The organism is Micavibrio aeruginosavorus ARL-13, from assembly GCF_000226315.1.
Lineage (GTDB): Bacteria > Pseudomonadota > Alphaproteobacteria > Micavibrionales > Micavibrionaceae > Micavibrio > Micavibrio aeruginosavorus_B.
Window position 1 is genome coordinate 2254292 of sequence record NC_016026.1, and the last position, 20088, is coordinate 2274379.

The window sequence follows — 20088 nt, forward strand, 5'->3', positions numbered from 1 at the left end:
AATGGCGAAATTGACCCCCATCACATCACCCGACGGACACCGCTTGCTGGCGACACCGGAAACATTGGCGGCGTTGGGAGATATTGCCGAACATCTGCCCGATGTGGCCGGGGGGAATGTCATCATCCTGACGCAGAATGACGCCATGCCTGCCCCGGATAAAATCACCATCGAGGACGGATTAAGTGGCGTAAAAATGTATGCGGACGGCCTGCAAGACCTGATGAAGGATGAAGGTTTAAGTTTGATCGACCCGGGCGAATTTCCCGAGGAGGATTATTTCATCGCCCTGGGCGATGCCATGAATCAGAATGGAAATTACGGGGCCGTGTCTTTCGCCTTTGAAAAAGACAGCGAACATTATCACATCATTCTCGCCCCGCAATTGCCCGTACCGTTGGACATTTATTACAACCTGTCGGAAAACGGATCCGTATTGGCGGGCCCGTCCGAAATGGATCAGAAAAGCGCCACCGCGATGGTGCTGGCGCATGAGGCCGGGCATATCTACGCCTATAATCAAAGCCGTTTCACCGAGATCCAGCTGGAAAGCGAAGTACAGGCCGACCAGCAGGGATTTTACGGGTATGATTTGATGCGTGATCGCGGGCTTGATATTCACCCCGATGGCGTGGCGATTACGCAAGCCCTGCGCGATATCGCCGTGATCAATACATTGCATGATGATTTTGCCAATGCGGCCAAACCCGCATTACATTTGCACGATCACGACACGGGCTTGCTGGCCGCCGGTGACCATGACAGCACCGCCAGCTTTCAGGACCACGCCGAATCCATCGACCGCTTTTTCCGACAAACCAACGCCATGATTGGTGCCGCTTACCAGGGCTCCTATGCCGCGATCCTGAGCGACCCCAGCATGGGCGCGGAGGAGCGCAAGGACTTGAAGAACGATAAAGCCCTGATGGTGGCCACCTATCACCCCTTTGACCCGGATATTGCCCACGCCATCACCCTGCGTCATCAGGAACAATCCCAGACGGCGGACACATTAACCAAACCCTTTAGCCACGCCGATAATATCCATCTGGGGGCCGAAATCGGGGGCAACTACCCCGAAACGCAATATGCGTTTGCCCGCGCCATGCGCGATAGCGGCCTGTATGACGATGACCCGTTGCAAAAGGCCTATGCCGACCGCTATCTGGCCGCCTTTGAAAAATTGAACCCGGAACAGGCCGCAGAAGGGGCCGCAATGGCCGGGCCGCTGGGGCAGCAGATGGCGGAGCATCAGGACGTCCTGAATACCAACACGCCAGCCTCCACCGAACCGGCACACACCCGCCCCTATGCCACAACAGCCCCCGCCCCGGCACAGCCCGGCGGCCTATAGCCCCTTAAAATCCCCTGTTTTCAGCACTTTGCCCTTCCCCCCCGGCGTCATTTTTTCTATAAACAAGGGGTCAAAAATGACCGTACGCTGGAGACTTTTATGAAACTGACCCTCGACTGGCTGAAACAGCATCTGGATACGTCCGCTTCGCTGGATGAAATCACCACCGCCCTGACCGCTGTCGGTCTGGAAGTGGACGGGGTTGAGGATCGCGCCAAGGCATTCGCACCGTTTTTCGTCGCCAAGGTCGAAAGCGCCACGCGCCACCCGGATGCCGACCGCTTGCAAGTGTTGATGGTCGATACGGGATCGGAAAAATTACAGGTCGTCTGTGGCGCCCCCAACGCGCGCGCCGGGATGAAGGGCGTATTCGCCCCCGCCGGGTCGTACATTCCGGGCACGGGCATCACCCTGAAAAAAGGCGTGATCCGTGGACAGGAATCCAACGGCATGATGGTGTCGGAACGGGAAATGGGCCTGTCCGACGCACATGAGGGGATTATCGAAGTAGCCGATGATGTGGCGATTGGCACGAAATTCGCCGACCTCTACCGCCTGAACGATCCGATCATTGAAATTGGCCTGACCCCGAACCGCGCCGATTGTGCGGGCATTCGCGGAATCGCGCGCGATCTGGCCGCCGCCGGATTGGGCACGCTGAAACCGATCAATGAAACCCCGGTTGCGGGTACGTTTAAAAACCCGATTGGCGTGACGCTGGATTTCAGCACTGATTCCAAACATCACTGCCCGCTGTTTCTGGGCCGCTATATCCGCGGCGTGAAAAACGGTCCGTCACCGCAATGGCTGCAGGATCGATTGAAAGCCGTTGGCCTGCGTCCGATTTCCGCGCTGGTGGACATTACCAACTTGATGACATTGGACATGAACCGTCCGCTGCACGTTTTCGATGCCGACAAATTAAAGGGCGGCATTGTTGTGCGCACCGCAAAATCCGGCGAAACGCTGGACGCGCTGAACGACAAATCCTACACGCTGGACGACGGCATGGTCGTCGTGTGCGACGATTCCGGCGTTCTGGGTCTGGGCGGCGTTATTGGCGGTACATCCACGGGCGTGGCCGATGAAACGGTCAACGTCTATGTCGAGGCCGCCTATTTCGACCCGAACCGCACCGCCCGCACGGGCCGCGCGTTGCAGATCAATTCCGATGCACGTTACCGCTTCGAACGCGGCATCGACCCGGAATTCACGGTAATCGGCATGGAAATCGCCACCCGCCTGATCATGGAAATCTGCGGCGGCGAGGCCAGCGATGTCATCACCGCCGGATCGGTGCCGGAATGGAAGCGCACCATTGCGTATGACCCGGCCCTGACCAAAAAACTGACGGGCGTGGATATTGCCGTTGATCAGCAAATCAAAACCCTGACTGCGCTCGGCTTTGCCGTATCCGGCACGGCCCCATCTTTGTCCATCATCCCGCCCGCATGGCGCGGCGATATTGAAGGGCGCGCGGATATTGTTGAAGAAGTCTTGCGCATTTACGGGCTGGATAACATGCCCGCAATTTCCTTGACCAAAACCACGACCGTCACGCACAGCGCCGACACCCCGAACGTCACCCGCATGCGCAAAAGCCGCATCGCCCTGGCCGCCCGCGGCATGGACGAGGCCGTGACATGGTCCTTCATGGACCGCACCGTGGCCGATGCGTTTGGCGTGAATGATAACGGCCAAGCCGCGTTGCTGACGTTGGCCAACCCGATTTCCAGCGAACTGAACACGATGCGCCCCAGCATCCTGCCCAATTTGATCCAAGCCGCATCGCGCAACCGCGCCCGTGGCTTTGCCGATTGCGCCCTGTTCGAAGTCGGCCCGATTTTCCGCAGCGCCAAGGTCGAAGGCCAGGCCATTGTGGCCAGCGGTATGCGTGCCGGCAATGCCGCACCCCGTCATTGGTCGGGCCCGCACGCCAGCCGCGCCATGGACGCGTTTGATGCCAAGGCCGATGCCTGCGCCGTTTTGGATGCGTGCGGGTTCGTATCTTCCAATGCGCAAATCACGCGCGATGCGCCGGGCTATTACCACCCGGGCCGCAGTGGCACGCTGCGTCTGGGCAAAGTCGTTCTGGCCCATTTCGGTGAAATTCACCCGGCGGTGCTGGACCAGTTGGATGTAAAGGGCCCGGTGGTGGGCTTTGAAGTGTTCTTGGATGCCATTCCGCAACCGAAAAACAAAAGTGCGGCCAAGCCGTTGCTGACCCTGTCGCCGTTCCAGCCGCTCAGCCGCGATTTCGCCTTTATCGTCACCGCGAATACGGAAGCCGATGTCATTATCCGCGCGGCCAAATCCGCCGATAAAAATCTGATTTCCGACATTCAGGTGTTTGACGTGTATCAGGGCAAGGGCGTTGAAGACGGACACAAATCCGTCGCCATCGCCGTCACCCTGCAACCGACAGACAAAACCCTGACCGATGCGGATATTGAGGACATAAGCGCCAAGATTATCAAAGGCGTGACCGAGAAAACCGGCGGCAAATTGCGGGCGTAATCCCAACACCTTATTGTCATCCCGAACGAATGTAAGGGATCTCACCTTCATCAAGAGGAGATCCCTTACATTCGTTCGGGATGACAAGGTTGCACGCAGGAAATGAATGCAGTGTGCCTCAGAATGCTCTACACTGATTCGAACACGCGATAAAACCGGATCAGGCACACCCGTGGGCATTTATTTCTGTATCAACGATCTGATTGACGCTTTGGCCGATGCGCCGGATGGAACCGATCCGGCGCAAATTCTGGTCACCGTCGCCGCCAAAACGCCGAATTGTGACGGGCACAGCGATGACGCGATGACGTTGTCATCCCAACCCAATATCCTGAATATGAATGAACCGGCGGGCGTGTACAAACTGGCCACGTTGCTGGACGAAGTGCCGCTGTATCACATCAACATGGAATTGTTGCTGGACAAGGCATTGACCATACGTCACCACAACCATCTGGTGGATACCGCCCTGCTGACCGCCTTTGGCGGGCAGGCCTTGCCCAACACGCTCCAGCGTACCGACGGACCCAGTGACGCCACCATCGTGATTGAGGGCAGTTTGCGCCACCCGATGATCGGGCATGTGGACCGCGTGACGCTGGCCAAAATTTACATGAATTTTTACCGCGCTTTGACCCACGGGCATGAGGATTTCGATTTCGAAACCCATATTCTGGGCCGCCACCCCGAACCGTTCCGCACGCAATTCGATGGATACCTCATCGGCACGCGCGGCGCGATGCGGGCCGATATTTTACTGGGCTTTGGCATTCGCGCCGATTACGACCCGCGCCGCCCACTGGAAAAATATGTCGACGATGGTAAGAAGCGCGCCAAGGCCATGCAACTGAGTGACCCGCGCGAACTCTGCTGGGCGTGGATGGAGGCCGATGCGTTCCAGACCCGTCGTTGCCGCGATTTGGACCGCTTGCTCAGCCGCTTGCCCGCCCTGGGTAAAACGGCAAAATCCCCCGCCTGGGTGCGCACCGATGTGTTTCATTGCCTGGAACGCGAAGCGATGAAGCAGGTCTTTGCCGCGCAAATGGTCGCCATCGACCCCGATCTGCGCATTCTGGGCCCCAACGCCCACAACACACGCGCCGCCATTAACACCAACGCCAAGGGCGGGTTGGATGATGCGTTGCAGGTGTTGCTGAGCGACACGCTGATCCCGGACGCCAAAAAATCCGAAACCGCCCGCCGCTTCCACGAAGGCGGCCACATGCGCCAGCGGGAAACGGCGGCACTGTAAAAACACAAAAAACCCCGGAGATGATCCGGGGTTTTTGTTCATTCTCGCTCTATCCTTACGCCGCTTCGCGTTTGGCCTTTTCCTCGGCCAGAATATCTTTGCGCGACAATTTTCCGATCATGGTTTTCGGCAGTGGGGTTTCGCGGATTTCCATGTGGCGGGGCATTTCGATTTTGGAAATTTTGTCCGCCAGAAACGCCAGCATGTCTTTTTCGGTCAATGTTACACCAGCCTTCGGCTTGATCCATGCTTTCACCGCCTCGCCGCGTTCATCATCCGGAACACCGGCGACGATGCACTCCTCGACGCCCGTGTGCAGGTAGATCGCTTCCTCGACATTGCGGGGATAGACATTATAGCCGTTGGTGATGATCAGATCCTTGATCCGGTCTACGATGTAGACATAGCCTTCCTGATCCATCGTGGCGACGTCACCGGTGTGCAGGCGACCACCTTTGAGAACCAGATCGGTTTCTTCCGGTTTGTTCCAGTAGCCCTTCATCACCTGCGGGCCGCGCACGCACAATTCGCCGCGCTCGCCCTGTTTCACCAGCGACACACCGTCTTCGGTGCTGACGATCTCAACGATCGTGCCCGGAACCGGCATACCGATCGATCCGGCCTTGTTCGCGCCGACGATCGGGTTGACGCACACGACCGGAGCGGATTCCGTCAGGCCGTACCCCTCAACCACAACACAACCGGTGTTGCGTTCGAACGCCTTTTTCACCTCGACCGGCAACGGCGCGCCACCCGAAATGCAATAACGCAGGGATTTCAGGTCGAATTCCGCCAGTTTCGGGTGGTTGTTGATGCCGTTATAAATCGCCGGAACGGCCGGGAAATAATGCGGCTTTTTCTTATCAATCGCCTTCAGCGTGATATCCAGCTCAAAACGCGGCGCCGGGATGATGATTTCAAAGGCGGAGCGCACGCTGAAATTCATCACGGCGGTCATGGCGAACACGTGGAAGAACGGCAGGACGCCCATCATGCGTTGTTGCCCGTCACCACCATGCCCACCCAGCCACAGGCTGCATTGATGGGCGTTGGCCGTCACGTTGGCATGGGTCAGGGCCGCGCCCTTGGGCGTGCCCGTCGTGCCACCGGTATATTGCAACACGGCGATATCGTTCATCGGATCAATGGACACCGGGGCGGGTTTACCACCGCCGGCCGTGATTTCATGCAGCCAGACAATCTTGTCACTCGGTGCGATTTTCGCCTTGTCCTTGGCCTTGAAAATCGGGAAGAGCAGGCTTTTCGGGAAGGGCAGAATGTCGGTAAAGCGTGCCACAACCAGTTTTTGCAACGATGATGTTTTCAACATCTCGTCCATCTTCTGGTGCAGCATCTGCAGATCCAGCGTCAGCATGATGGTCGTGCCGCTGTCTTCGATCTGGTGCTTCAATTCACGCGGCGTATAGAGCGGGTTAAAATTCACCACCGTCGCGCCCGCCTTCAACGCGGCATAATAGCCGACGATAAAGGTCGGGCAATTGGGCAGGAACATACCGATGCGCGTGCCCTTGACCACGCCCATATCCTGAAACGCCTTGGCCAGCGCATCCACCTGCGCGCCGATGTCGGCCCAGCTCCAGACCTTGCCCATGAAATCAATGCCGGGCCAGGCACCATGCGCCGCCACGGTTTTGTCGAGCATGGCCGGTACGGGCCCCATATCGATGTCACAGCCCCAGTTCAATCCCTGCGGATAATGCGACAACCACGGATATTGCGCAGAGGACGATGCAGGCGAGATGGTTTCAACAGACATAAAAACCCCCAATTGGACATTCGGTTTGAAATGATAACGATATGCACACGCCCCAAAACCACACTTTGTGCGACGCACAATTAACCCTTTGAAGAATCACGTAAAAATACTAGTGCGCCGCAGGGCTTTTGGCCATCGCTTTGAGTCAAAAAGAAGAATTTTTTACGCCCTGCACACACCCGTCCGCCGCCATCGCCATACGCCCCCGTTTTTATGCGCACTTCCTAGTTTAGAGAATACTAAAGTGTTGTTTTTCTGGAATAAAAGCTGGATTTTTTACAAAGATTAACGCATCATTACCGGCAGATAGGGTGGAACAACGGTGGAACAAGATCGAAAAGATCGGGCATCGTTTTTAAATTTTTAAATTTTTTTTCGCCCGATTCCGGGTTCGTCAACTGTCCGACGAATTCTGTTTTAAACAAAGCATTTCATACTGGATCGAATAAGATGAGTCACTTTGTTGGTAATAGTGAAGACGGTTTTCAAACAGACACCCTGCCCGCTGTGCGTGCCAAATTAAAATGGTTCAACGGACCGAAGGGCTTTGGGTTTGTCGTGCCCGATGGCGAAGACATTGACGCCTTTCTGCATGTCACGACGTTACAGCGCGCGGGCGCAACGGCTCTGGGTGATGGGGCCGACCTGATGTGCCGGATTAAACGCGGCCCGCGCGGCGCCATGGTGACCGAGGTCACAGAAATTCTTGATCTGGGAGCCCTGCCGGAAACTGCAATGCCGACCAGCGCGCCACGCATGCCTCAATCCGGCGGCCCGTCGATCAGCGATCACGCCGGACCGGAAAAGGGCGTGACCATGGACGGCACCGTGAAATGGTACAAGCCGGAAAAAGGTTTCGGGTTCATCATTCCAGAAGATCAAGCCAAGGACGTTTTCATTCACAAAGCCTGCCTGGAACGCCACGGCCTCATGGGATTGGAACCGGGCCAACGCGTCCGCATGCAGGTGCGCGCCGTGGCCAAGGGCCGCGAAGTCATTGATTTCGAATTGATGGATGGCTAAATCATCACACGCATGAAAATAAAAAGGGCCCGATCAAGGGCCCTTTTCTTTTATCCGGATTTGGAAGTGCGGGGTTATGCCCGCCCACCTTCTTAAATGCGTGCGGGATTACGCCCGCCCACCTTTTTTAACGCGTGCGGGGTTCAGGCCCGCCCATCCTTTTTAAAGCGTGCGGGATTACGCCCGCACGACGTCTTTCAATTCTTCTTCGGCGTGCACCGCGCTGCCTTCGCGTTCGAAATCCTCGGCGTTCAGCTGGCGGGAACGGCTTGGGGCCTGGTAGGCGATCTTCGCGTGCGCACCGCAATAGGGCAGACCGGCTTCGGAAGAACAGCCACAGAAGTGGAAGTTGGAATCTTTCGGGTCGCCAACCGGCCAGCGGCACATGCGATCCTTCAACTCAACCATGCTGACACCCTTGCCGTTATTGGCGGCTTGGGGAATGGCAATCGCAACGCGCGCGGCGGCACGCACGGGCGCGGCCGTCTCTTCCACAACACGCACCGTCGCTTTCACAGCGATCGGAGCAGCATCAGGCGTTTTGCTATTTTGTTGAATGGGGGATACACGGTTGGAGAGTTTCAGGCGGTGCGCCTTGCCGATCACGGCGTTGCGAGTCAATCCCCCGCCCAAGGCTTTCGCAATTTCCGCCGCGGACTTCCCCTCGCCCCACAGCTGTTTTAGAAGAGATACGCGTTCTTCGGTCCAGCTCATTTTTATAGTCTCCCCGTTTGAAATCTCTTTTAAAGTCGTCACACACACGCATTGATCAGGACAAAGCCCTGATTCAAAAAAGAAAATCATTTATTCTGTGCAGCGGGGGTAATGTAACAGGTGGGTGATTCGCTGGTCCAGAGTCCTGCGAATCACCGCGCGTTTTATCCACACATTTGAACGCTCGCACTTGCGACGAATCTTGAAACGTGATTTTTCCAAGCCGCGAATCGGTCGCAATAAAAAAGCGACGCTTTTCAGCATCGCTTTAGAATTTATGCGTTCGCGCACAGGATTATATGCGGTTGACCGCCTTACGCGCCGGGATCCAACCCCCAGACGCTGTAACGATCCGGATCATCCATCCAGTTTTCTTTCACTTTGACGAACAATTTCAAATGCACGCGGCACTCCAGCAGGGATTCCAGCTCTTTACGCGATTGCATGCCAATCGTCTTCAATCGCGAGCCACCCTTGCCCAGAATGATCGGTTTGTGTGCCTCGCGGGCCAGATAGATGATTTGTGAAATCTTCACACTGCCATCATCAAAGCTTTCCCACGTTTCCGTTTCCACCGTGGCGGCGTAGGGCAATTCCTGATGCAAATTGTCGTAGATTTTTTCGCGGGTGATTTCCGCCGCCAGCAGGCGTTCAGGCAAATCCGATAATTGATCACCCGGATAATGGTGCGGGCCTTCCGGAATGTTTTTTGAAATCCAGTCCAGAACATCCTGAACCCCGCGCCCTTTCAGGCCAGAGATCATGAAGGTTGCCGTAAAAGGGATACGATCATTCAATTCCGCACTGATTTTCAGCAATTGATCGGCAGGCATCTGGTCGATTTTATTCAGCAGCAGGATGATTTTCCGATCCCCTACCGCGCCATCCTTAACCCGTTTTTCGATGGTGTCCAGCAACGCGCGGGTGTCTTTATCAAACCCCTCCTTCGACGCATCAATCAGCAGGGCGGTAATATCCGCATCCGCTTCACCGTTCCATGCGGCGGCGACCATGGCGCGATCCAGGCGGCGCTTGGGCGAAAAAATACCCGGCGTGTCGATCAGGATAATCTGCGTTGCATCATCATCCATCATGACAATGCCGCGCACATTGATGCGGGTTGTTTGCACCTTGCGATTGACGATGGAAACCTTGGCCCCGACCATCCGGTTGATCAGGGTTGATTTGCCCGCATTCGGGGCGCCAATGATGGCAACGAAGCCACAACGTTCGGTCATGAACGATTATCCTTTTCTATGATGTTCAGCAGACGGGTCGCCGCCGCTTTTTCCGCCGCACGGCGGGATGTGCCCTGTTCTGCCACTTCGTCGAACCCTTCGACAAAGACTGACACTGTAAAAATCGGCGCGTGGTCCGGGCCAGAGCGTTCGATCATCGTATAACGCGGCAGTGGATGCCCCTGCCCCTGCGCCCATTCCTGCAGGGCGGTTTTCGGGTCGCGCGGCGGGGTCAGATCCGCCTGCAACAAGTCACCCCACAGGGATTGAATGGCCGACATGCAAGGGTCCAGACCGGCATCCAGATACAGAGCCCCGATCATCGCCTCGACCACATCGGACAGAATATTGTCATTCTCTGCCCCACCCGCGGCGCGTTCGGCATGGGACAAATGCAGCGCATCACCCAAATTGATGCCTTTCGCCACACGCGCCAATGTTGATCCCGAGACCAACGCCGCATGGCGGCGGGCCAGGTCGCCTTCGTTTTCATGCGGAAAAATATCAAACAGAAACCGCGCCAAGGCCAACCCCATGACCCGGTCGCCCAGAAATTCCAGGCGTTCATAATTCACCGCCGCACCCGTCGATGAATGGGTCAGCGCCGCGCGCAATAAATCCGGATTGGAAAAACGATGGTTCAAACGATCCTGCAGATCGTTCATGGCCTGATCCATGTCGGGTGCACCCGCCATGGGCATCAATCCGCCGCAACCGGGGTTGACGCCGCTGCCGGGGCCTCAACCTTCACCGGCTCGACAGACATCAACAGGCGGCTGTAACGAATGGCACCGGGCCATTTCCACACCTCGGCCAGCGACGCGCTGCCGTTGGTGGAGAAGAACAGGAACGATGCGCGGCCAACAATGTTTTCATACGGAATAAAGCCGACATGATTCATCACGCGGCTGTCCTGTGAATTGTCACGGTTGTCGCCCATGGCGAAATAATGCCCGTCCGGCACCGTATATTCCGGCGTATTATCCAGCGGATGGTCGTCACCTTCTTCGTAAATGCTATGCACGACACCGTTGGGCAGCGTTTCCAGATACTCGGTCATGACCACAATCGACCCATCTTCGTCCACGCGTTTCAAGCCGACGGATTCACGCGGCACGATCTGGCGGTTGATATACAAACGGCCATCAATCACCTGCACCGTATCACCCGGCATGCCGACAATACGTTTGATATAATCAATACGTGGATTGGTCGGCAGCTTGAAGACAGCCACGTCACCACGTTCCGGGGCCTTGGCCCACACGCGGCCCTCAATCGGGGCCAAACCGAACGGGAAAGAATAGCGGGAATAACCATAGGCCGGTTTGCTGACGAACAGGTAATCGCCCACTTCCAATGTCGGTTTCATCGATCCAGAGGGAATGTTAAACGGCTCATACAGGAATGTGCGGATCAACAGGGCCAGAACCACAGCGATCATCGCTGTCTTGATAAATTCGCTCCACTCTTCGCTGGCACTGAGCGGCGGGGATTTTGGCGCTGACTTTTGATTGGCTTGCTGGTCAGCGGGCGTTTGATCGCTCATCGCGGGGTTCTCTGTTCTGGAAGGATCCGTGTACGTCATGGCTAGGTTTTATCGAATGTTTCCGCCAAAATCCATTAAATATCCGGTTCGCCCTGGGGCCGGGCTTCAATCATCACATGCGCCATCCCCAAGGGCGGTTCATCGGTCAACGTCAAGTGGATCACGGGGCGCATCCCCGCGGGCACCATGGCGGCCAGCCGTTTGGCTGCCCCACCGGTTAAATGCAAGGTCGGCCGCCCAAAAGAATCATTCACCACGCCAATATCCCGCATGAAAACGCCCTCCGCAAAGCCTGTCCCCAACGCCTTGGAGCAGGCTTCCTTGGCGGCAAACCGCTTGGCATAGGTCGCAATATGCGTGCCCGCCCCCCGGCGGGATTCGGCCTTGGCGCGCTCAGTTTCCGTAAAACAGCGCAAAATGAACCGATCCCCGAACCGGGCCAGGGTTTTTTCAATCCGGCGGATATCGATCAGGTCTGATCCCGTGCCAATAATCATCGTACTAACAGCCAACCCATTGATTTTACTGGATATGCAAACCCGTGCGCACAGCGCTCTTGACGGGTAAAACTTTATTTAAAACAATAGCATAAAATAAATCTGCTGCAGGTAGATTTAGCATCATCACGATCGTCGGGCGCGAAAACTTAGGCGAATTCAAAAGACCGTTTTGAATTTCTGGCAGGAGGGGGTTTTCCGTGTCAGGCCGCGCCCAAGTTTTAAGAGCAGACGCTGCGGCGTCTGTGCCTTCCATTCTGAAAACACAACCACGTCACACGATCATATGCATGATCGCGATCGCGGGATTTTGCGCCCTCGTCCCCAACGCCGCCCATGCCGCCTGCACCTCTCCTGCAAAAGGCGAGGGCGCGATTGAATGGTTCACCGCTGACCAGAAATTTAAATATTGCGACAACACCAATTGGGTCGTGATCGGCACGGGCGGATCATGGGTCGTGAGCGGTTCAGACATTTATTACACCACCGACATGGTCGGGATTAACCGCAGCAATCCCGCCGTCATGCTGGATGTCGGCGGCAGTGTGCGCATAGGCGACAACAGCGTGACCTGTAACACCGCCCGTGAGGGCGCGATCCGTTACAGCAGCGTCAACACCGTCGATTTTTGTGATGGGACATCGTGGAAATCTTTTTCCGGCATCACACCATCCACATGCCCAACAACGGAATACACAACACCAGGGTCGTATACTTATACCGTCACAGCCGGATGCACCAATCTGATTCTCGAATCCTATGGCGCGGGTGGCGGCGGTGGATGGGCCAGCTATGCCGGTGGTGGCGGTGGTTCATCCCGCATCGAATATCCGGCCAGCACGATTGTATCGCTGGGTGGTGGCGGCGGCGGCGGCGGCGGTGATGCCGGCGGCCCCGGCGGCGGCGGCGGTGGTGGCTATGGCAAGAAATTGATGACGCTGAGCGTGGGTAACGTGCTGAACATCTATGTCGGTCAAGGCGGCCAGAATGGATGCAGCAACAATGGTGGCGCCGGCGGAAACCCGTCAGGGGGCACGCTGGGTAACTCCAGCAATGGCGGAAACTCCACCTATGGCGGCGGCGGCGGCGGTGACGGGGGATACCGGGGCGGCACATCCACCTATGGCGGCGGCGGCGGCGGTGGTGACGGAGTCGACAATAACGGGTCCACAACAACCTATGGCGGAGCGGGTGGCGCGGATGTTGCGTATCTGTGCGGCACATCCACCTATGGCGGGCCATGTGGCGGATCAAAATCGGGCGGCGGTGGCGGATATGGGATCGGCGATGTCGCCCTACAAGGTTCCGGCGGAAACAGTAGTGCCGGTGGAACCGCAGCCGGGGGCGGAACCGGAACCGGGGGAGCCCCGGCGTCCGCCTGCAATCGCGGTGGCGATGGCAAAGTCGTGATCCGGCCCCAACAATAGATAAGAAATTTTATAAATCATGAAGCAGCGCATAAAAAATATTCGGAAGAACACCCACCTGATGGCCATCACCAGCCTGATGGCCTGTGCCGTTCTGACCGGCACATTGGCAAAACCCGCGCATGCCGCATGTTCTTCGCCCACCGCGCTGGCCGGAACGCTGGAATGGTTTTCCGGCACGACCGAATTCAAATATTGCGATGGAACAAACTGGCTGTCCATGGCCGGTGGGACGGTTACATGGGTCCAAAGCGGCAGCAACATTTATTACAACACCGGCAATGTCGCAATCGGAACAACCAACTCGCAGGGCCTGAAACTGGCCGTCAATGGAGGCCTGCGCCTGGCCGACAGTGGTACTGCCTGCAATGCGACATATAAAGGGGTCATGCGCTACAGCGCGGCGAAAAATATTGAATTTTGTAACGGCACAAGCTGGAAGGCACTGGCCGGACCCACCATCGAAACATGCAGCGTACAGGAATACACAACACCGGGGTCGCACTCCTACACCGTTCTGCCCGGCTGCGAAGATCTGGCGATTGAGACTTATGGCGCAGGCGGCGGGGGTGGATATTCCACCTATGGCGGCGGCGGGGGTGGATCATCCCGCGTTCAGGATGAATCCAATACCATTATAGCACTCGGCGGGGGCGGCGGCGGCGGGGCCGGTGATTCATCGGCACAAGGTGGCGGCGGCGGCGGCGGGTATGGCAAAAAAATTGTCACGCTGAGCGCAGGCGATAACCTGTTGGTCGTTGTCGGCGAAGGTGGCGAAAGCGGATGCGGCACCAATGGCGGGACAGGTGGCAACCCGGATGGCGGCACATTCGGCAACAACAGCAATGGCGGAAACTCCACCTATGGCGGCGGCGGCGGCGGCGATGGCGGCGGATATCGGGGCGGCGCATCCACCTATGGTGGCGGCGGTGGCGGTGGCGACGGCGTTAACAATGACGGGTCAACAACCGATTATGGCGGCGCAGGTGGAGCGGACGCTCAATACCTGTGTGGAACATCCACCTATGGCGGTCCTTGTGGTGGCGAAAAATCCGGCGGGGGCGGTGGTAGCGGCATTGGCGATCTCGTCCTGCGCGGATTGAACGGCAATTCATTCCAGGGCGGACCGGCCGCCAATAATGGCCCGGGACAAGGGGCAACGGACAGTTCTTCATGCGCACGCGGCGGCAATGGCAAAGTTGTCATTCGACCCTTCTAAACACAACAGGACACACGCACAGATGACCAACACAAAAACCCATCACAGGCGATCCCACGGAATGCTCGTTCTGGCGTGCCTGTTGAGCACTGGAATAGTATCCGGCACGGCCCACGCGGCATGCAGCAGCCCGACCGCCGCCAGCGGATCTATTCAATATTCAACCGCATTGCAAGCGCACCTTTATTGCGATGGAACAACGTGGCGGGAATTTTCCGGATCGTTATGGAGCCGCAACACATCGGACCTGACGGAGCTGTATTACAATACAGGCAATGTCGGGATTGGCCTGACCAGCCCCATCGTTCACCTGGACGTGTCTGGCAGCATTGGTATTGCCTACGATTCGCAAACCTGCAACAGCACGATCGAAGGCACGTTGCGCTATAACCCCACGGACAAGAACTACTCCTATTGCGATGGAACCAGCTGGAAGGTCTTTGTCTCGGGCTATCAACCACCCCCCTACGACTGTGAACCCGTGTCCTTCACGACACCCGGGGAACATTCTTATACCGTCCTGTCCGGTTGCACCAACCTGACGTTCGACGCCTGGGGCGCGGGTGGCGGAGCCGGGTACAGTACCTATGGCGGTGGCGGTGGCGGATCGTCGCGCGTTGAAAAAATGTCGGACTCTTCCATCATCGCCATTGGCGCAGGGGGGGGCGGCGGGGCCGGAAATACCGGTGGCGGCGCCGGAGGCGGCGGTGGTGGCGGATATGCCCGCAAAAAGACAACGCTGAGCGCGGGTGACGAGCTTTTGATCGTTGTTGGCGGCGGCGGGTATAACGGCTGTAGCGGGAGCGGCGGTATTGGCGGATACGTTATGGGCGGAACAGCCCCCGAAGGCAACGATGGCGGAAGCTCTACCTATGGCGGCGGCGGCGGCGGCGACGCCGGTTCGAGCGGAGGGTCATCAACGCAGGGCGGCGGCGGCGGCACGGGCGATGGCACCAACAATACCGCAACATCAACCAATGGCGGCGCAGGCGCCGCAGACCCGGCTTACATCTGTGGCACATCCACCAATGGCGGCAAATGCGGGGCCTATGGAACCGCTGGCGGCGGCGGATTCGGCACGGGCGACATCGTCCTGTTCGGCGGCCCTGGAAAGGAAGGCCCCGGCGGCAGAACCCCGGAAGGCGGAACGGGCACGGGTGCAACGGTTGGATCGCCATGCACATCCGCCACCAACCAAAAGGGCGGCGATGGCAAAATCACCATCACCCCCACCGCCCAGCTGACCCCGACACCCTGCTCACCAATTCAGTTCGATACGCCGGGTGAACATCTTTATACCGTGCCATCCGGTTGCACGACATTGAGCATGGCGGCCTATGGGGCCGGTGGGGGTGGCGCGGTCACAACGGCCGCAGGCGGCGGCGGCGGGGCCAGTGCGGTCCAGTTGGCCAACGGTACAATTCAGGTTGTCGCAGGCGGTGGCGGCGGCGGGGCTGGCAACAGCTCAACAACGCGGGGTGGCGGCGGGGGCGGCGGATACGCACTGAAGACAACAAGCTACGCCGCCGGAACCATGTTGCGCGTCATCGTCGGTGAAGGCGGCTACAACGCCTGTACCGCCCGGGGCGGCCCCGGTGGCGGCGGAGGCAGAGACCAGGGATTGGGTGGCGATATAGCCGCTGGCAAGGCTGGCGTTTATGGCGGCGGTGGTGGCGGCGACGCTGGATGGGGCGGCGGATCATCCACCTATGGCGGCGCAGGCGGCAGCGGCGATGGAACCAACAACGGATCAACCACCAGCTATGGCGGCGCAGGCGGCGCGGATGCGACATATGCCTGCGGCACATCGACCAACGGCGGGGCCTGTGGCGCCACACTGAATGGCGGCGGTGGCGGCGGCATCGGCGACACGGTGACCCAGGGCAGTGCCGGGTCCGGCGGCACAGGCGGCGCAGCCGCCAATGGCGGTCCCGGAACGGGCGGAAATGTCGGTAACAGTTGCGGCCAGGCCGGACATGGTCGTGTGGTGATTACACCAAGCTAATCGGTGTTATCGCCCTTTTCCCGCGCGGCGTGTTCACGATGCAAAATCTTGTCGCGCAGTTTTTGCAAGCGTTCCGCGTGATAGGCTTTCTGCATCTGCTTCACCGGCCAATAACAGATCAGATACGCCACCGGCCATGACACCAGCGCCAGCGTGTACCCACCCACCATCATCGGCAGGAATATTTTATACGGGTGCGCCATCAAAAAGGCGAAGGTGATATGGTCGGGCAATTCGACCATACGAACATCCCAGAACAGACCGATGATAAACGCCCCCAACTGGTAAGACGCCCACCAGATCATCGGGAATGTGGTCGGATTACCGAATAATGTCCCGATGGCCCCGGCAAAAACGTTCGCGCGTGTCACCAGCGCGACCCCGGCGGCCTGAACAATATGCGTCCCCATGATCGGGCTGAACGATACGGCCACACCCGCCGCCAGACCCGCCGTAATGGAATAGGATGAATCGGACCGGCGGAACATGCGGTGGCGGATATAATCCCATGTCCGTCCCCACCCCATGGATGGCCAGAGTATTTCACGCAAACGCTTTATCGGGTGCAGCTTGGTGCGGCGGCGAAACAGCATGATGGCGTATCACAAACCCGCTATCGCCCGCGGGACCGTTGCACCGACGCAATCTGTGGCGTCGCGCGCAGGGCCGCGATGATATTGTTCAAATGTTTAATGTCGTTCACATAGACATCCAAAATCATATCCCAGAAATCAAGCGACCGGTTCGTGATTTTCAAATTGGTGATGTTCCCGCCGTTTTTGCCGATCACAGTCGAAATGGTACCCAGCGCCCCGGCCACGTTGGCAATCGTCACATCAATCCGGCCAATATGCGATTCCGGTGAATCCGGGCCATCACCCCATGATACGTCCAGCCAGCGTTCTGGCGTATCGGCGAAGTTTTCCAGCGTTTCACAATCAATCGTGTGAATGGTCACGCCCTTACCCGTCGTCACAATCCCGACGATCCGGTCACCCGGCAGCGGGTGGCAGCAACGGGCAAAGTGAACGGCCATGCCGGGGATCAGCCCCTTAATCGGCATCGGGCGGGATGATGATTCCGCCTTGCGCCCCGTTACGCCAGCCTCGGCCACATCCATTTCATTGGGCTTGCGCGCCGGTGCGGCCTTGTGGCTGGGGAAAATGGCGCGGAACACGTCGCGGGCCACGAAATTGCCCTGACCAATCCCGGCCAGAATATCATCGACCACTTCCGCCCCGCGGAATTGGTTCAAAATACCGGCCAGACCCTTTTCACTATATTCGTAGCCTTCGGCCTGAAACACTTTCTGCAACATCGCGCGGCCCAGCGTCGCATATTCATCACGCTGTTGCTGGCGCACGTAACGGCGAATGTGCGACCGCGCTTTGCCGGTGGCCACAAACCGTTCCCATGTCGGTGACGGCGTCTGGTTCTTGGCCGTGATAATATCGACCTGATCCCCGTTTTGCAGCTTGGTGTTCAGCGGCGCAATCCGTCCGTTGATCTTTGCCCCTGTGCAACGGTCACCGACGTTGGAGTGAATGGCATAGGCGAAATCGACCGGGGTCGACCCGTTCGGCAACTCCATCAAATCGCCCTTGGGCGTAAAGACGAACACCTGATCCTGGAACAATTCCAGTTTGGTATTCTCCAAAAACTCTTCCGGACGCTGTTCGTTTTCAATCAGGTCGAGCAATTCACGCAACCAGCGGAACTGGCGCGCATCTTTCATATCCGCTTTCGATGCACCGCCCTTGTACGCCCAGTGCGCGGCCACGCCCAGATCGGCCTCTTCGTTCATGTCCTTGGTGCGGATTTGCACCTCGATCCGCTGGTTTTCCGGACCGATCACCGTCGTGTGAATGGAGCGATAACCGTTGGGCTTCGGCGTCGAGATATAATCTTTGAAGCGCCCCGGCACGGTCGGATACTGGCTGTGGATGATACCCAGCACGTGGTAGCATTGCTCAACATTATCCACCAACACACGGAACGCCATGATGTCGGATAATTGTTCGAACGATACGTTCTTGCGCTGCATCTTGCGCCAGATGGAATAGCGCGTTTTTTCGCGCCCCAGCACAACGCCGTTAATCCCGGCATCTTTCAGCGTCTTGCTCAACGCCTTGATGATGGTATCGGCCATATCCGTGCCTTCCTGGCGCAGATAGGACAGGCGGTTGGTGATGCTTTCGCGCGCTTCCGGATTCATCACGCCAAAGGCGCGGTCTTCCAATTCTTCCTTGATCTGGTGGATACCGATACGTTCCGCCAGCGGCGCATAAATTTCCAGCGTTTCGCGCGCGATGCGACGCTGTTTTTCCGGCTTCGCGATGTGGTGAATGGTGCGCATATTGTGCAACCGGTCGGCCAGCTTGACCAACAGCACACGAATATCATCCGACATGGCCAGAACCAGCTTGCGGAAGTTTTCCGCCTGCTTGCCCTCAACCGTCTGGCCTTCGATCCGGGACAGTTTGCTGACGCCGTTGACCATGTTGGCCACATCATCGCCGAAGAGTTTTTTCAACTCTTCCATCGTCGCATCGGTGTCTTCCAGCGTATCATGCAGGATGGCCGTCACAATCGTGGCCGGGTCCATTTTCATATCGGCCAGAATGGCCGCGACCTCAACCGGGTGCGTATAATACGGCTCGCCCGAGGCGCGGACCTGCCCGTCATGCTTCACCCGCGCATATTCGATCGCCCGCTCAATCAAAGCGGGGTCGATGTCGGGATTATAGGTCTTGATCTGGTCGACCAGATCGCTGGACAGGCTCATGGAAAGGGCACCACGCGGGATGAAAAACGACTTCAGTAATATAAAGGGGATACGGGAATAAAAAAGCCGGGTTTCCCCGGCTTTTTACGAATTCTTACGCGCGGACCCGCTTACAGGTCGTCATCGCCATCCGGAACGCCGCCAGCCAGATCTTCCAACGACGGTTCGCCATCGTCGTCACCGAAATCGTCGTCATCATCGGAATCACGATCCAGATCCATCGCGGCGGATTGGGCGGCCAGCGCATTCCACTCTTCTTCGCCATCCATCTGGTCGATGATGTCTTCGCTGTCGTCCATTTCGATGACGCGCTGGTTGTTGCGGATCAGCTCTTCTTTCAAATCTTCAACGCCAACGGTTTCTTCGGCGATTTCGCGCAAAGCCACAACCGGGTTTTTGTCGTTGTCGCGATCCAGCGTCAAAGCCGCGCCGGAGCCGATTTTGCGCGCCCGTTGGGCGGCCAGCATGACCAGTTCGAACCGGTTTGCTACTTTTTCAACGCAATCTTCTACGGTAACGCGTGCCATTCGTGGGTCCTTCTTAAAGGGAAAATCCTTGAAAACTTCCCGGTTTATACGGGGTTGTGGACAAAAGTGCAAGCCCGAAGCGGCCCAAAATCCATAACGTGGACCCATACACGCCGCACAACCCGGGTCTGTCATCACCGCCCCTTGTCACGCGGCATCCCTCGGCCTATCTCCACCTGCCTATGCCGAGGTCTAGCATCTTGGGAA

The 20088-nt window shown here is 57.7% G+C and carries 17 protein-coding genes; 7 read left to right on the forward strand and 10 right to left on the reverse strand.

From position 1 onward, the window contains the following. Position 1: 1 nt before the first annotated feature. The 3 genes from MICA_RS10690 (at position 2) to MICA_RS10700 (ending at position 5123) form a co-directional block, all read left to right on the forward strand. Positions 2-1354: a hypothetical protein gene (locus MICA_RS10690; protein ID WP_014103770.1), complete on the forward strand. Its 1353-nt coding sequence runs from the start codon at positions 2-4 to the stop codon at positions 1352-1354. Between the two features lie 99 nt (positions 1355-1453). Beyond that, on the forward strand, positions 1454-3871 hold the full coding sequence (pheT, locus tag MICA_RS10695; RefSeq protein ID WP_014103771.1) for a phenylalanine--tRNA ligase subunit beta: 2418 nt from the start codon (positions 1454-1456) through the stop codon (positions 3869-3871). A 106-nt stretch (positions 3872-3977) separates the two neighbouring features. Continuing rightward, positions 3978-5123, forward strand: a complete 1146-nt coding sequence (locus MICA_RS10700; protein WP_236619900.1) for a hypothetical protein — start codon at positions 3978-3980, stop codon at positions 5121-5123. Between the two features lie 55 nt (positions 5124-5178). On the opposite strand, the gene MICA_RS10705 is transcribed toward MICA_RS10700, so the two are convergent. After that, the gene (locus MICA_RS10705) at positions 5179-6900 is read right to left on the reverse strand and encodes a long-chain-fatty-acid--CoA ligase (protein WP_041794603.1); all 1722 of its coding nucleotides are present in this window, start codon (positions 6898-6900) and stop codon (positions 5179-5181) included. 450 nt (positions 6901-7350) lie between these two features. On the opposite strand from MICA_RS10705, the gene MICA_RS10710 reads away from it, so the two are divergent. Next, positions 7351-7923, forward strand: coding sequence for a cold shock domain-containing protein (locus tag MICA_RS10710; RefSeq protein WP_014103775.1), 573 nt, complete (start codon positions 7351-7353; stop codon positions 7921-7923). Positions 7924-8100: 177 nt separating this feature from the next. Here MICA_RS10710 and MICA_RS10715 read toward each other — a convergent pair whose 3' ends face one another. The 6 genes from MICA_RS10715 to MICA_RS12180 all read right to left on the reverse strand — a co-directional run bounded on the left by MICA_RS10715 (position 8101) and on the right by MICA_RS12180 (position 12174). Next, a complete protein-coding gene (locus MICA_RS10715; RefSeq protein ID WP_014103776.1) occupies positions 8101-8637 on the reverse strand; it encodes a GcrA family cell cycle regulator in 537 nt (178 codons plus the stop codon). A 314-nt stretch (positions 8638-8951) separates the two neighbouring features. After that, a complete protein-coding gene (gene era, locus MICA_RS10720) occupies positions 8952-9875 on the reverse strand; it encodes a GTPase Era (protein ID WP_014103777.1) in 924 nt (307 codons plus the stop codon). Continuing rightward, positions 9872-10570, reverse strand: coding sequence for a ribonuclease III (rnc, locus tag MICA_RS10725; RefSeq protein ID WP_014103778.1), 699 nt, complete (start codon positions 10568-10570; stop codon positions 9872-9874). The genes era and rnc overlap by 4 nt, the downstream gene beginning before the upstream one ends. A gap of 5 nt (positions 10571-10575) precedes the next feature. Then, positions 10576-11421, reverse strand: coding sequence for a signal peptidase I (gene lepB, locus MICA_RS10730; protein WP_014103779.1), 846 nt, complete (start codon positions 11419-11421; stop codon positions 10576-10578). A 74-nt stretch (positions 11422-11495) separates the two neighbouring features. Further along, positions 11496-11918: a holo-ACP synthase gene (acpS, locus tag MICA_RS10735; RefSeq protein ID WP_014103780.1), complete on the reverse strand. Its 423-nt coding sequence runs from the start codon at positions 11916-11918 to the stop codon at positions 11496-11498. A gap of 25 nt (positions 11919-11943) precedes the next feature. Then, positions 11944-12174, reverse strand: a complete 231-nt coding sequence (locus MICA_RS12180; RefSeq protein WP_148260473.1) for a hypothetical protein — start codon at positions 12172-12174, stop codon at positions 11944-11946. A gap of 34 nt (positions 12175-12208) precedes the next feature. Here MICA_RS12180 and MICA_RS12425 point away from each other — a divergent pair, with 34 nt between their 5' ends. Genes MICA_RS12425 through MICA_RS12430 form a run of 3 tightly spaced genes read left to right on the forward strand, consistent with a single transcriptional unit; the run spans position 12209 to position 16569 of the window. Continuing rightward, complete coding sequence (locus MICA_RS12425; RefSeq protein ID WP_014103782.1) at positions 12209-13345, forward strand: hypothetical protein; 1137 nt, start codon at positions 12209-12211, stop codon at positions 13343-13345. Between the two features lie 19 nt (positions 13346-13364). After that, on the forward strand, positions 13365-14564 hold the full coding sequence (locus tag MICA_RS12255) for a hypothetical protein (protein WP_014103783.1): 1200 nt from the start codon (positions 13365-13367) through the stop codon (positions 14562-14564). 22 nt (positions 14565-14586) lie between these two features. Next, positions 14587-16569 carry a hypothetical protein gene (locus tag MICA_RS12430; protein ID WP_187287632.1) on the forward strand — a complete coding sequence of 661 codons (1983 nt, stop codon included), beginning with the start codon at positions 14587-14589 and terminating at the stop codon, positions 16567-16569. Here the strand turns inward: MICA_RS12430 and MICA_RS10755 are convergent. From MICA_RS10755 to rpoZ, 3 genes are all read right to left on the reverse strand, one after another. Then, entirely contained in the window at positions 16566-17162 is a 597-nt protein-coding gene (locus MICA_RS10755) for a DUF2062 domain-containing protein (RefSeq protein WP_014103785.1), read from the reverse strand. The two genes, MICA_RS12430 and MICA_RS10755, sit on opposite strands and share 4 nt — an antisense overlap. 20 nt (positions 17163-17182) lie before the next feature. Beyond that, a complete protein-coding gene (locus MICA_RS10760; protein ID WP_014103786.1) occupies positions 17183-19354 on the reverse strand; it encodes a RelA/SpoT family protein in 2172 nt (723 codons plus the stop codon). A 110-nt stretch (positions 19355-19464) separates the two neighbouring features. After that, a complete protein-coding gene (gene rpoZ / locus MICA_RS10765) occupies positions 19465-19881 on the reverse strand; it encodes a DNA-directed RNA polymerase subunit omega (protein ID WP_014103787.1) in 417 nt (138 codons plus the stop codon). Positions 19882-20088 lie beyond the last annotated feature (207 nt).

Coding starts and splice junctions, on each gene's coding strand:
- MICA_RS10690 (WP_014103770.1), top strand. CDS start 2: ATGGCGAAATTGACCCCCATCACATCACCCGACGGACACCGCTTGCTG.
- pheT (WP_014103771.1), top strand. CDS start 1,454: ATGAAACTGACCCTCGACTGGCTGAAACAGCATCTGGATACGTCCGCT.
- MICA_RS10700 (WP_236619900.1), top strand. CDS start 3,978: ATGCAGTGTGCCTCAGAATGCTCTACACTGATTCGAACACGCGATAAA.
- MICA_RS10705 (WP_041794603.1), bottom strand. CDS start 6,900: ATGTCTGTTGAAACCATCTCGCCTGCATCGTCCTCTGCGCAATATCCG.
- MICA_RS10710 (WP_014103775.1), top strand. CDS start 7,351: ATGAGTCACTTTGTTGGTAATAGTGAAGACGGTTTTCAAACAGACACC.
- MICA_RS10715 (WP_014103776.1), bottom strand. CDS start 8,637: ATGAGCTGGACCGAAGAACGCGTATCTCTTCTAAAACAGCTGTGGGGC.
- era (WP_014103777.1), bottom strand. CDS start 9,875: ATGACCGAACGTTGTGGCTTCGTTGCCATCATTGGCGCCCCGAATGCG.
- rnc (WP_014103778.1), bottom strand. CDS start 10,570: ATGGCGGGTGCACCCGACATGGATCAGGCCATGAACGATCTGCAGGAT.
- lepB (WP_014103779.1), bottom strand. CDS start 11,421: ATGAGCGATCAAACGCCCGCTGACCAGCAAGCCAATCAAAAGTCAGCG.
- acpS (WP_014103780.1), bottom strand. CDS start 11,918: ATGATTATTGGCACGGGATCAGACCTGATCGATATCCGCCGGATTGAA.
- MICA_RS12180 (WP_148260473.1), bottom strand. CDS start 12,174: ATGGAAGGCACAGACGCCGCAGCGTCTGCTCTTAAAACTTGGGCGCGG.
- MICA_RS12425 (WP_014103782.1), top strand. CDS start 12,209: ATGATCGCGATCGCGGGATTTTGCGCCCTCGTCCCCAACGCCGCCCAT.
- MICA_RS12255 (WP_014103783.1), top strand. CDS start 13,365: ATGAAGCAGCGCATAAAAAATATTCGGAAGAACACCCACCTGATGGCC.
- MICA_RS12430 (WP_187287632.1), top strand. CDS start 14,587: ATGACCAACACAAAAACCCATCACAGGCGATCCCACGGAATGCTCGTT.
- MICA_RS10755 (WP_014103785.1), bottom strand. CDS start 17,162: ATGCTGTTTCGCCGCCGCACCAAGCTGCACCCGATAAAGCGTTTGCGT.
- MICA_RS10760 (WP_014103786.1), bottom strand. CDS start 19,354: ATGAGCCTGTCCAGCGATCTGGTCGACCAGATCAAGACCTATAATCCC.
- rpoZ (WP_014103787.1), bottom strand. CDS start 19,881: ATGGCACGCGTTACCGTAGAAGATTGCGTTGAAAAAGTAGCAAACCGG.